General features: G+C 53.9%; 12 protein-coding genes. 2 read left to right on the top strand and 10 right to left on the bottom strand.

Features of this window, described 5'->3' with window-relative positions:
- Positions 1–10: 10 nt before the first annotated feature.
- Complete coding sequence (gene arsB / locus ACQE2I_RS11335; RefSeq protein ID WP_427028212.1) at positions 11–1087, top strand: ACR3 family arsenite efflux transporter; 1077 nt, start codon at positions 11–13, stop codon at positions 1085–1087.
- Positions 1088–1105: 18 nt separating this feature from the next.
- Positions 1106–1372, top strand: coding sequence for a hypothetical protein (locus tag ACQE2I_RS11340; RefSeq protein WP_427028213.1), 267 nt, complete (start codon positions 1106–1108; stop codon positions 1370–1372).
- Between the two features lie 263 nt (positions 1373–1635).
- Here ACQE2I_RS11340 and arsJ read toward each other — a convergent pair whose 3' ends face one another.
- The 10 genes from arsJ to ACQE2I_RS11390 all read right to left on the bottom strand — a co-directional run bounded on the left by arsJ (position 1636) and on the right by ACQE2I_RS11390 (position 12372).
- Entirely contained in the window at positions 1636–2847 is a 1212-nt protein-coding gene (gene arsJ / locus ACQE2I_RS11345; RefSeq protein ID WP_427031447.1) for an organoarsenical effux MFS transporter ArsJ, read from the bottom strand.
- A 16-nt stretch (positions 2848–2863) separates the two neighbouring features.
- Positions 2864–3895, bottom strand: coding sequence for an ArsJ-associated glyceraldehyde-3-phosphate dehydrogenase (locus ACQE2I_RS11350; RefSeq protein WP_427028214.1), 1032 nt, complete (start codon positions 3893–3895; stop codon positions 2864–2866).
- Between the two features lie 147 nt (positions 3896–4042).
- On the bottom strand, positions 4043–4882 hold the full coding sequence (pstB, locus tag ACQE2I_RS11355) for a phosphate ABC transporter ATP-binding protein PstB (protein ID WP_427028215.1): 840 nt from the start codon (positions 4880–4882) through the stop codon (positions 4043–4045).
- A 24-nt stretch (positions 4883–4906) separates the two neighbouring features.
- Positions 4907–6073, bottom strand: coding sequence for a phosphate ABC transporter permease PstA (gene pstA, locus ACQE2I_RS11360; RefSeq protein WP_427028216.1), 1167 nt, complete (start codon positions 6071–6073; stop codon positions 4907–4909).
- 18 nt (positions 6074–6091) lie between these two features.
- Positions 6092–7342: a phosphate ABC transporter permease subunit PstC gene (gene pstC, locus ACQE2I_RS11365; RefSeq protein WP_427028217.1), complete on the bottom strand. Its 1251-nt coding sequence runs from the start codon at positions 7340–7342 to the stop codon at positions 6092–6094.
- Positions 7343–7440: 98 nt separating this feature from the next.
- Positions 7441–8451 carry a PstS family phosphate ABC transporter substrate-binding protein gene (locus ACQE2I_RS11370; RefSeq protein ID WP_427028218.1) on the bottom strand — a complete coding sequence of 337 codons (1011 nt, stop codon included), beginning with the start codon at positions 8449–8451 and terminating at the stop codon, positions 7441–7443.
- A 130-nt stretch (positions 8452–8581) separates the two neighbouring features.
- Positions 8582–9313, bottom strand: coding sequence for a sulfite exporter TauE/SafE family protein (locus ACQE2I_RS11375; protein ID WP_427028219.1), 732 nt, complete (start codon positions 9311–9313; stop codon positions 8582–8584).
- A gap of 24 nt (positions 9314–9337) precedes the next feature.
- Positions 9338–10525 (bottom strand): Bcr/CflA family multidrug efflux MFS transporter, encoded by a 1188-nt coding sequence (locus ACQE2I_RS11380; RefSeq protein WP_427028220.1) that lies wholly within the window; start codon positions 10523–10525, stop codon positions 9338–9340.
- Positions 10526–10670: 145 nt separating this feature from the next.
- Positions 10671–11189 carry an STAS domain-containing protein gene (locus ACQE2I_RS11385; protein ID WP_427028221.1) on the bottom strand — a complete coding sequence of 173 codons (519 nt, stop codon included), beginning with the start codon at positions 11187–11189 and terminating at the stop codon, positions 10671–10673.
- On the bottom strand, positions 11179–12372 hold the full coding sequence (locus ACQE2I_RS11390; protein ID WP_427031448.1) for a PP2C family protein-serine/threonine phosphatase: 1194 nt from the start codon (positions 12370–12372) through the stop codon (positions 11179–11181). Before ACQE2I_RS11390 ends, ACQE2I_RS11385 begins: the two co-directional genes overlap by 11 nt.
- Positions 12373–12377 lie beyond the last annotated feature (5 nt).

A 12377-nucleotide genomic window follows, 5' to 3' on the forward strand; every position in this document is an offset into this window, starting at 1 on the left:
GGAGTGTCGCATGTCAGCATTGGAAGATAACGCATCCCCCTCCACCGCCGAAGGTATGGGTGTCTTTGAGCGCTACCTCTCGCTTTGGGTGGCGCTTGCGATTGTGCTGGGCATCTTAGTCGGCCAGCTAGCGCCAGTGGTACCGGAAACGCTCTCACGCTTTGAAGTGGCCCAGGTATCGATTCCGGTGGCTGTGCTTATCTGGGCTATGATATTCCCGATGATGGCGCAAATTGATTTCACCTCGCTGCTTGGAGTACGGCGCCAGCCTAAAGGCTTAATTATCACCACATCCGTTAACTGGCTGATCAAACCTTTCAGCATGTTTGCCATCTCATGGCTATTTTTGATGGTGATCTTTCGGCCGTTTATTCCCGCCGAGTTAGCCAGTCAGTATTTAGCGGGTGCGATTCTGCTCGGCGCCGCGCCATGCACCGCTATGGTATTTGTATGGAGCTACCTGACCCGCGGCGACGCTGCCTACACATTGGTGCAAGTGGCACTTAACGACCTGATTATGCTGTTCGCCTTTGCCCCCATCGTGGTCTTCCTACTCGGCGTCTCCAATATTCAGGTGCCCTGGGACACCGTCGCCCTCTCGGTCGTGTTGTATATCGTGATCCCCTTGGCAGCGGGTTATATCACTCGCCAAACCCTGATCAAAAAGCGCGGCGCCGAATGGTACGACAACGTCTTTATGAAGCGCGTTGGCCCGATCACCCCGATTGGCTTGATCATCACCCTGGTACTGCTATTTGCCTTCCAGGGCGAGGTAATTCTGAATAATCCGCTACATATTGTGCTGATCGCAATACCGCTGATTCTCCAAACGTTTTTGATCTTCTTTATTGCCTACGGCTGGGCCAAAGCCTGGCACGTGCCGCACAACGTTGCGGCCCCAGGCGCCATGGTGGGTGCGAGTAATTTCTTCGAACTGGCCGTCGCAGCGGCTATTGCTCTTTTTGGCTTACAGTCGGGCGCCGCGCTGGCTACGGTCGTTGGCGTTTTAGTCGAAGTGCCGCTAATGCTGGCGCTGGTAAGAATTGCCAATAAAACCCGCCATCATTTTCCTTCTACAAACAGCTAAGCGTCTAATGAGGGCAATATGGCCACCACGATCTACCATAACCCCAACTGCGGCACGTCGCGCAATGCACTGGCAATGATCGAAGCCTCGGGCGAATCGCCGAAGGTGATCTATTATCTGGACACACCGCCCAGCCGTGAAAAGCTGCTCGAGCTGCGGGCGATGATGCAGATATCCCCCCGGGAACTGCTACGGCGCAAAGGCACCCCCGAAGCTACGACATCTTTATGTAGATACCTCACCCTTGCGTTCGAGGCACACGAATACATAGCAGTGCAAGCATGACCAGCAGCATTAAACCAGCGGTCAGCTATAGCGCACCGGCGCCGTTGTGCTCGATCAGCAAGCCAAATAGCAACGGCGCTAACGCTTGCATGGCCCTGGCGGGAGCAACCATCACCGCAAGGCCAATGGCAATAACGCCATTCGAGGCTATCAGTACGCCTCGTCCGCCTTGATGATCAATTAATCGCCCACGCTAGGGCCAAGCACTGCGGTTAATAATAGCGCGGCAGAAAACGTTGCAAACACCCAACTGGGCGAACGAATCATGCGACTTGTCTAGGCAACGCTAGGGCCATCGCTGAACTGGCTGCCACCAAGGCCGCCGATACCCAAAGGCAGGTACTCAGCCCGTAGGCCATATACAGCCAGCCCGACAGCAGCGTCCCGACTAAGCGCCCCATGGCATTGGCCATATAGTAGAAACCGACATCCATGGAGACGCCGTCAGCGCGGGCATAATGCACTATCAAATAGCTGTGCCAACTGGAGTTAATCGCGAACAGCACCCCAAAGGCGAGTAACCCAACGACTAACCAGCCCACTTGCGCCAAAGGCAGCATCGCTAGCACAATCGCCAGCACCGTCAGCGCTGCGGCCCAGCCAGCAGTAAGCGACCGCGCACCGCCTTTAATCAGCCGGGTTAGTTTGGGCGCCTGGGTTTGCACGCCGCCATAACCGATCACCCAAATCGCTAATAACCCACCGACCGTCCAGTGTGTCCACCCATGCTGGTCGTATAAAAATACCGGCAGCGCTACTACAAACCACACATCCCGCGCCGCAAAAAGGCAGAAGCGGGCGGCGGAGAGGACGTTAATCGCGCGCGATTTTGAGAAAATTTCGGAGAACTTGGGCTTCACTTTTTGGCGGCCTAAATCCGCCTTTAGCCGCAATAGGGACAGCAGCAGTACGCCACCCAGCATCACCGCCATCACCAACACTGCCGCCCGGAAGCCAATCAAGGCGAGCAGCAGCCCGCCAACAAAAAAGCCTAGCCCTTTTAGCGCGTTTTTAGAGCCGGTCAGCATCGCGACCCAACGGTAAAGCGAGCTGTTAGCGTTTGCGCTCTCTTTAGGAACCAGTACCTTAACGGCGCTTTTAGCGCTCATTTTATTAAGGTCTTTAGCAATGCCCGACAGCGCCTGTGCGGCCATTACCCAGGCAACGGTCAACAGACTAGCGGGCACCACCAGCATAGCGAGGGCAATAATTTGCAGCCCAAGACCCACATTCATGGTGCGGTTGAGCCCCAGCCGCGCGCCCAGCCAGCCACCGACCAGGTTGGTCACCACGCCAAAGGCTTCGTAGAACAGAAACAGCATAGCGATGGCCAGCGGCGAATAACCCAACTGGTGGAAGTGCATCACCACCAGCATGCGAAGCGCACCATCGGTGATCGTAAATGCCCAATAGTTGCCGGTAATCAGCATGTACTGGCGCACCTCGAAAGGTAGCGCCTTCACCCGCGCACGCATTTTCAGCAACGGCGAATCAGCCACGCCCCACCTGCTCACGCCCGACCATAAGGGCCAGCTCGGCAGTGCGGTTGGCATAGCCCCACTCATTGTCGTACCAAGCATAGAGTTTCAGCTGGGTGCCGTTGATCACCATGGTAGAGAGCGCATCGATAATCGAACTGCGTGGATCGGTGCGGTAATCAATCGATACCAGCGGGCGCTCTTCGTAGCCCAAAATCCCCGCCAGCCGGCCATCGGCGGCGACTTTCAGCGCCTGATTGACTTCGTCTACGCTCACTTCGCGTTCAAGCTCGAACACCATATCAGTCAGTGATGCGTTAGCCAGCGGCACACGAATCGCGTGGCCATTAAGCTTGCCTTCCAGCTCAGGGAAAATGGCGGTAATCGCTTTGGCCGAACCGGTCGTGGTGGGAATCAAGCTCATGCCGCAGGCGCGGGCGCGACGCAGATCTTTATGCGGCGCGTCTAGAATCGTTTGGGTATTGGTGATGTCGTGCACGGTGGTCATCGAGCCATGGCGAATACCGAAGCTTTCCTGAATGACCTTAACCACCGGCGCCAAGCAATTGGTGGTGCAACTGGCAGCGGTGACGATCTTATGCTGAACGGGGTCGTAAAGGTGGTCGTTCACCCCCACCACCACATTGAGCACGCTCGCCTCTTTCATCGGCGCACTCACCACTACACGGCCGACGCCTTGATCAAGATACGCCTGGAGCTGATCGGTGGTTTTCATGACGCCCGAGCACTCAACCACAATATCGCAGTTCGACCAGTCGCTATCGGCAATTGCCTTATTGGCGCTAAAGGCGACAGACTTACCGTCGATAACAATAGCGTCATCCGTTGCCGAGATGCCCTTCCCTGGTGCCCAGTGCCCGTGTACCGAATCAAACTCCAGCAGGTGGGCAAAAGTAGCCGCATCACCGCCGGGGTCATTGATACGAATCAGCTCAACGTCACCCGCTGCCACCTTTACCCACAAACTGCGCAGTGCCAAGCGCCCAATACGTCCAAAACCGTTAATACCAATACGTAATGCCACGGGTGCCTCCTAAGCTAACTGATTTAAGCTATTTATTACGGGAAAGGATAACGGCTATATACGCTAAAACATATATTAATGCGTAAAAAAATGCTGACTAGCCAACAGGCCCACCAATTGACGATGGGCCTGTTTGGTTATCGTTAATTAACCATAACGACCAGAGATATAGTCTTCGGTCTTCTTCTGCGCCGGAGTTGAGAACATCACTTTCGTGTCGTTGTACTCAATGATTTCCCCCAGGTGGAAGAACGCCGTGTAGTCCGCCACCCGCGCTGCCTGCTGCATATTGTGAGTCACGGTGATGATGGTGAACTCTTCCTTTAGCTTATCCATCAAATCCTCGATGGTCGCGGTCGAGATCGGGTCAAGCGCGGAAGTTGGTTCATCCATCAGGATTACATCAGGCTGAACGGCAATAGCGCGCGCGATACATAAGCGCTGCTGTTGACCGCCCGACAGTGAAGTACCGGGTTCTTGTAACTTGTCTTTCACCTCGTTCCAAAGACCCGCGCTACGCAATGCCTTTTCAACTAGCTCATCCTGCTCGGCTTTGCGGCTAACCAAGTCGTGCATACGCGGCGCATAAGCAACATTTTCATAAATCGATTTAGGGAAGGGGTTCGGCTTTTGGAAGACCATCCCCACCCGGCGGCGCAGCGCTACTTCATCCATTTTGGCGGCATTTACGTCCTGCCCATCCATCTCTACCAATCCTTCGGTGCGCACGCTAGGAATCAAATCGTTCATGCGATTCAGACAGCGTAAGAAGGTCGATTTACCGCACCCGGAAGGGCCAATCAGCGCCGTCACATTTTTCTGAAAAAGGTCAATATTAAGACCATTCAGCGCCTGGTTTTTGCCATACCACAGGTTCAAATCGCGAACTCGGATACTCAAATCGTGGCAGGCCTGGTGGTTACGCGTGTAGGGCTGCCCAACGGCTGGTTCATGCTGGTCGTTCATTACAGGTGCTTGGCTATTCATAGTCATGTCCTCTATCGTGCTGGCCTACCAGCGACGCTCAAATTTCTTACGTAACACAACGGCGAAGGCGTTGAGTGAGATGAGTATGGTGAGTAGCACCAAAATACCGCCGGCTGTTTTTTCTACAAACGCCTGTTCAGGCTCGCCTGACCAAGTAAATATTTGCGCAGGCATAACGGTAGCCGCTTCGGTAAAGGACGCGCCGACATCGGGGATAAACGCCACCATCCCGACGATAATCAGTGGTGCTGTTTCACCCATCGCTTGAGCAAGCCCGATGATGGAGCCCGTCATAATACCCGGCATTGCCAGCGGAAGAACGTGATCGCGTACCACTTGCCAGCGCGAACAGCCCACCCCAAAGGCAGCATGACGGATAGAGTCCGGCACGCTACGCAGCGCGGTTCGCGTTGAGATAATGATGACCGGTAATGTCATCAGCGCTAGCGTCATACCGCCAGCCAACGGTGATGAACGCGGCACCCCGAAGAAGTTGATAAAAATCGCCAAACCCAACAAACCGAACAAGATCGAAGGGATGGCGGCCAGGTTATTGATGTTAATTTCAATCGCCTGAGTGAAGCGGTTGTCTGGCGCAAACTCTTCCAAATAAACTGCGGTCATTACCCCGATAGGAAACGAGATTAATAGCGTTACGATCATGGTCATCACGGTGCCGACCACTGCCGAGAGGATACCTGCATTCTCAGCGATTTTTGAATCCCCGGATCCAAAAAAGGTGCTATTGAGGCGAAGGTCAACTTGGCCCACTTCAACACGCGCATCGAGAGCCGCTTGTTCTTCTTCGCTAAGACGATGCCGGTGTCCCTTCAGATACTGGTCGACCTCACTTTTTGCCAGCACCCACTGCGTTTCGCTGGTACCGATCATTTCGGGATTGTTGCGCAACTCCATAGGAATCACTCGCACCACCGTGCGACTGATTAATGGTAGCAGCTCTTGATCAAACGCCTGCCGTCCATCACTTTCCGCTTCTTCAGTGTAACTAATCTCGGTCTGGATATACGCCTGCTGAAAGGCTGGCAAGCCCTTGCTCAACATATCGGCAAAGAAGAGCACCAGGAACAGGCCTGCCAAGCCCAATGATCCCATTGAGATCCATTTAAGGCGGGCAGACTTACGGTGACGCCGCTTAAGCTGCTGGCTGATTTCGTCAAAAGTATGGCTCATCGAAACAGTTCCTCAGCGTTACAGGTTATTCACGCGGTATTTTTCGCGGAAACGACGGATCATTAGTACAGATACCAGGTTCAGCGAGAGCGTCACCGCAAACAGCACGAGCCCCAGGGCAAAGGCTGACAGCGTTTCAGCACTTGCAAACTCTTGGTCCCCGGTTAAAGCCGCCACAATACGCACGGTCACCGTGGTCATATCTTCCAGCGGATTAGCGGTGAGATTGGGCCGCATGCCTGCGGCCATTACCACGATCATGGTTTCACCTAGCGCACGCGACATGCCTAAGAGCGCCGCTGAAATAATCCCTGGCAGAGCAGCAGGAATAACCACGTCTCGAATGGTTTCACCTTTGGTCATGCCTAATGCCAGCGACCCTTGACGCATACTATCGGGCACAGAGTTGATCACATCGTCAGACAGCGAGGAGATAAACGGGATGATCATAATACCCATCACGACACCTGGGGCGACGGCGTTGTTATAAGAAGCGTCGAGCCCAAAAAAACCAGCGATGTTGACGATAATGGGCGCTACCGTAATGGCGGCAAAAAAGCCGTAAACCACGGTAGGAATACCCGCCAGAACTTCAAGCATGGGCTTGGCAATGCTGCGCACATTACGCGGCGCAAACTCGGACATGTAAACCGCAGAGAGCAGACCAATAGGAACAGCGACCAACATGGCGATAGCGGTAATCATAAAGGTACCGGCAAACAGCGGTACCGAGCCAAACTCAGCCCCACTACCATCTCCACGACCCGCTGATGCTAAAAAGCTCGCGCCGGGGTTCCACGTGGTGCCGGTAATGAACTCCCAGAAACTGTGCATTTGGAAAAAGCGCAGAGCCTCGGAAATGATCGAGAACAAAATGCCGAACGTAGTGAAAATCGAAATTAACGCAGCCCCAGCTAAGACCAGGCGGATGACTCGCTCAATGGCCTGACGGGCGTGAAAATCAGGTTTCACATGGTTAAGGCTTACCATTAGCCCTATGGCTGCAACCACCAAACTTGATGCTAGCAAATAGAGCGTAGGGATATCAGCGCCCATCAAAAGCAGCACAAAAGCCCCCAGCGCACTCACTACCACGGCTGGGCCGGCTGTCGAGAGCACGGTGAACCAGGCGTATTGATCTGGCTGAGCAAACATAGCCGTACCCGCGCTACGTAAACGAGTGGCTTTTGAACGGCCAGCAAAAAAAGCCAGCAGCCCCAGCAGTAATAATGCACCGCAAAAAATCAAAAGAAGCTGGTTGGTCTGCATCGCATCTCTCTCACGTCGTCACCGGTTAAGAAATCTCTATCAACAATAACGGGCCGACAGCTTTCGCTGCCGGCCACTTTCACTTCTAGTTCAACTAATTACTTAAGAACATCTGCTGACATTGTAGTGCGGTCGGCTACAGCCTGACGCCACTCTTCACGCTCGTCTTCTGGCAGTACGATCAAGCCGATATCTTTCAAGTAACCATCTGCACCAATCATCATTTCGCTCATAAACATGTCGGTGTAGTCGTACATCGGCGGTACTTCTTCAGCGTGCTGGTTCTTCACGTAGAACCACAGTGAACGCGCAACAGGATAATCACCCGAGCTAATGGCTTCAGGCTCTGGCTCAACACCGTTAATGGTGGCACCGTTCAGGGTATCGGTATTCTCTTCAAGGAAAGAGTAGCCAAAGATGCCCATTGCACCGGTATCTTCGCTCAAACGCTGAACGATAAGGTTGTCGTTTTCGCCAGCGTCGATGTAAACACCATCAGAACGGATGTCGGTGTAAGCTTCTTCATACTCGTCCATCTCTTCAGAAGCCGTTTCCATGACTAGCTCTTCAAAAGCGTCACGGGTACCAGAGGTAGTCGGCGGCCCATAGATGGAGATTTCGCGGTCTGGCAGCGAGGAGTCGATGTCGCTCCAGTTGGTGTAGGGGTTGTCGGCCAGTTCTCCGTCAACCGGCACCTGAGCGGCTACTGCCATGAAAATTTGCTCAAGCGTCAAATCAACAACGTCATTTTCGTTGGATTGGCCTAAAACGATACCGTCAGAGCCGATTTTAGCTTCGGTGATATCGGTAACGCCGTTCTCTTCGCAACGCTCAAACTCAGCGACTTTCATGCGGCGTGAAGCGTTGGTGATATCGGGCGTGCCTTCACCTAAACCGTTACAGAACAGACGCAAACCACCACCCGAACCTGTTGATTCAATAACAGGCGTCGGATTTCCGGTAGTGGCACCGAATTCTTCAGTTACGTAGCTGGCAAACGGGTAAACGGTACTGGAACCTACGATACGGATTTGATCACGGGCTTGGGCAACACCGGCAACGCTCATTACAGCAGCCGCGATAACGGTGGTTTTTAGAATACGGTTCATGCGAAATACTCCTGTTCATGTAGGGATCTGGCCTTCGCAAGGCATACCTTGCACTGGTTACATGACAACTTCATGACAGCGAGCAAAACGTGAAGAATTTTTCGTTATGTGGCTGCACCCAAGCCTTACATCACCACAACAGGCCTAGGGCCGCGAGGGTGCACAGCGCCAGCGACACCCCTTGCAGTAGGCGTCGGTCTAAACGGTGGGCGACGGCATCTGCCAAGACATTACCGATCAATACCGCGGGCAAGAAGGTAAGCGCGACCTGAAAATGCCAGAGCTGAACCTGCCCCGCTAAAGCAAGAGTGATCAAGGTCAACATGGAGGTTAAAATAAAAAATGCCGCTAAATTACCGCGCACGCGATCCGCCGGAAGACCGTGCATCAGCAGCACAATGGGCGGGCCGCCAACGGCGGCGACGGTGCCGAAAATACCGGAGAGTATCCCCGCGCCAAACAGGGTTATTCGGTTTACCGGCAATTGAAAACGACACAGCGTGACTAGCACGGCAAACAGAACGATAACCGCGATCAGCTTTTCTAACACAAACATCGGCGCGGCAAGCAGCAGCCAAATACCCAGCGCATTGCCGGGAAGGCGCCCCGCTAACGCCATACCAATGGAATCCAGACGCACCTCGTGCCAGTAGTGGCGCACCATCATCAGCGAGATGGTAAAGCCAAACAGCACCAGAATGACCGGTACCAGGCGAGGCTCAAGCATCAGCAACAATGGCGCGCCTACAACCGCCAAACCAAAACCGGTCGCGCGCTGCACAAAGGCACCCAGCAGCAGTACCGCGGAGCAGGCTAACCAGATGCTCAGCGGCATGTTGACCCAGGCCAGCATGCTATTCATTCAAAGAACTGTCCACTCGAAGAACTATCCATCCGCAGCAGGCGCCTTAGTCAGTTTGCGTACGCCTATATTACCTAGTAGCGCAGCGCCTAGCATGGTGAGCACCATCGGCCATATGTGCTCCACCTCAAACAGCCCCACCATTACCCCAGCCAGCGCGCCACAGGTAAATTGAATGCCACCTAAGAGTGCGGTTGCCGTGGCACTGATATGGCCAAAATGATCCAACAGCGACGAAATGGCGTTGGGCGTTATCAGCCCAATCATGCCGGTGAACAGCATAATTAGCGGCACAACGATCATTAATGACGCCATATTGAGCGCAGTGACCGCAACCAACCCAAGTGCCGCGATAAGCTGAATAAGCAGACCCAGGCGCAAATTCTGCTGGGGTGTACGCTTACGCAGCAGATGAATATTGACTCGGTTAGAGAGCGCAATCACCACCACGTTAACCCCAAACACCAGCGGATAGGTGATTGGCGAGAGGCCAAAGTAGTCGAGGTAGAGAAACGGCGATGCGGTCACAAACGCAAACAGCCCCGCGAAGGAAGCCGCTACTGCGCAGATATAGCCCATGCCTTCACGGTGTTTAAGCACGCTGGCGTAGTTGCGGATTACCTGGCGCGGTGAGGCGGCAGGCAGCGACATATCACGGGTTTCAGGCAGGCGGGTTCCCAATAGCCAAAGCAGAAAGCCTGCATAGACGGCCAAGAAGACGAAAATCAACCACCAACCGGCAATGTGCAGCAGCAAACTCCCCACGGTAGGCGCCACCAGCGGCGCTAGCATCATAATCATCGCCATGGTGGACATCACTTTGGCGGCCTCGCGCCCGCTAAAGCAGTCGCGCACAATCGCCGCCGAGTTAACCACACAAGCCCCGCCGCCCAGCGCCTGCACAAACCGCCAAGCCAATAGCGTAGGCAAACTTTCCACCTGAGTAATGGCAAGACTGGCTAGCATGAACACGACTAGGCCACCCAGAAGAACCGGCTTTCTGCCCAAGCGATCCGACAGCGGCCCAAAGCATAGCTGGCCCAACGCAAAACCAAACAAAAACACGCTAATGGAGAGCTCAGTACGGTGAATACTGGCGCCAATATTTTCAGCGATGACACCCATGGCAGGTAAGTAAGCGTCGATAGCAAAGGGCGCCAGCGCCGTGTTAGCGGCGACTAATAGTGCTACCCGGCGGGGATTGAGGTGCATGAGTCTCCTTACAGCATGAAAATGCACACTGAAATAGATAGGGCGCTAATCATAGCCGATTCCAAGACATTTGTCGGGGATCAAAGCGACAGGCACTGGGCTATCGCAGAGAGGGATAGCCCAGAAAGAAAACAGTAAGGGGCGCTTAGTGATGCGTGGTGGCGTCTTGTGACTCTAGCATGTCAACCAGCGGCTGAAACTGCTCGCGGTTGTGCTCGTTCATATGCATCAGAATGCGGTGGGCTTCCAGAATGCGATCACGCAAACTTTCTTCGTCGGCGGGCTCTTCAGGCAACTCTTGAAGGGCATCGTTGAGAGTAGTGACCTTCTGCAATGGCGCCTCCAGCAGGGTAAAAAAGCGCGCAAACCCCATCACGTCCAACATTTGTCGAACATCAGGGTTATCGACAATAATCGTCGGCGGCTGCTCCAGGCGCCCTTTTACCGCCATCGCGACCTTGGCCAGAAAACCAAGCGCCGTCGAATCGACATTGGTGGCCTCGCGCAGGTCGATCAATACGGCACGCAAGCCCGGCGTCTCAGCAAGACGCTGGGCTTGCGTATCCAGCGTGGTGCATAGTGTTAAACGCACGTCACCACACAGTTTTAAAACAAAAACACCAGAATCGAACGCCGCTTTAATGCGACCTTCTTCAATCAGCATGACCAAATCCGCTCACCATCATGATTGTAATATCATCGGGCAAAGCATCGCGCTCTTGGTTGGCATCAAACTCCGCATCTCCTTTCGCAAGGAGTGTGTTTGTTTCTGCTAGCCTGTCGCGCAACTGCCCAAGCGTGGCACTCTCGCTTACTAATTGCTCAAGCTCCTTGAGCCGCGTGTCGAGTGTTTTACCCGCCAAGCATTCCAATACACCGTCTGAGCAGAGCCATAACTGAAACTCGTTCGGTAACGCACAGTTCAGCGAAGGATACTCCATATCGGGGAAAAGCCCTACCGGCATTCCCTCGCCTTCTAAACGGCGCAGCTCTCCCCCTGCCATCAAAAGTGGCATCGGCAGCTGCGCGCCGAGGGAATAGTGAAGAGTATGCGCTTCATGGTCAATAACCCCAACAAATAAGGTGGCATGTTTACCGATATCGGTGTCCTGCAGCTCTCGGTTCATTGCCTTTAACCAGTCAGCTGGCAAGCTTTCCGGCTGCTGTCCATCCCACTCACTTAGCCAGCGGTTACATAAATATTTGAGCAGTACCGTTACAAACGCCGACGAAGCACCATGACCAGACACATCGGCAAAATAGAAGGCACTGTAACGCTCGTTATAGCGCTGATAATCGAGGAAATCGCCGGATAAATACAGTGAAGGCGCAAATAAATAGTCGTAATACACCCCATTAATAACTTTGGGGCGAAGCGGCAATAAACGCCGCTGAATATGGCCACCACTCTGCTGATCCATCCGCAGTAGCGCTAGATGTGTTTCGAGGCTTTCATTTAACTCTGCCAGCCTTTCATGGTCACGCTCACGCTCAATGGCTAAGTCATTCAGCTCGATAGCTTTACGGATCATTCGGCGCAGCAGCTCGGCGTGGCGCAGTGGGTGCACAATATAGTCCACCAACCCCACGTCAATCGCCTTGATCAAATCGGCATCCTGGCGCGAATCACTCACCACCAACGCCGGCAGGCGGCGCGTCAACTGCGACCACTGTTGCCGGGGAACTGCCCTGGCATGGGCAACAATCAGCGCCGTGTCAGCGGGTAGGTGCTCAATATCATCTGCCGCATATACCCACATACCGTCGCAAGTAATTGCTTCAGCCAGCGCATCGCGTTCTCGACCTGGCTCGTCGATCACCGCGATCAACTGCTTAAAGTGATCCATCATAA

This window comes from Halomonas sp. H2 (assembly GCF_050215315.1).
In the GTDB taxonomy this organism is placed as follows: Bacteria; Pseudomonadota; Gammaproteobacteria; order Pseudomonadales; family Halomonadaceae; genus Vreelandella.